We start from the raw sequence: 276 nt of genomic DNA, 5'->3' as shown, positions 1-276 counted from the left end.
GGGTGAAGTCGTAACAAGGTAGCCGTATCGGAAGGTGCGGCTGGATCACCTCCTTTCTAAGGATAATTACGGAATATGAACCTTGGGTTCATACGTTGACGTTTTGCGTTCAGTTTTGAAGGTTCATCTTCTGATGATCTTTCAAAACTTGTTCTTTGAAAACTGGATAAAACGACATTGAAGCAACAAAACATCAAGTAATCAACCGAGTCGATCACTTTTGTGATTGAACAATACTTTTTTAACGATTGCCAGCGTATATCGCTATACAATGGT

1 rRNA gene is annotated in these 276 nt (G+C 39.5%); it reads left to right on the top strand.

What is annotated here, in order from left to right:
* Nucleotides 1–56 (top strand): 16S ribosomal RNA (locus M3193_RS16635); the annotation flags it as partial.
* Nucleotides 57–276: the final 220 nt, after the last annotated feature.

It is taken from the genome of Sporosarcina luteola (genome assembly GCF_023715585.1).
GTDB lineage: Bacteria > Bacillota > Bacilli > Bacillales_A > Planococcaceae > Sporosarcina > Sporosarcina luteola_D.
The sequence above is the reverse complement of the archived record's forward strand: the minus strand, read 5'-3'. Positions and strand labels throughout refer to the sequence as shown.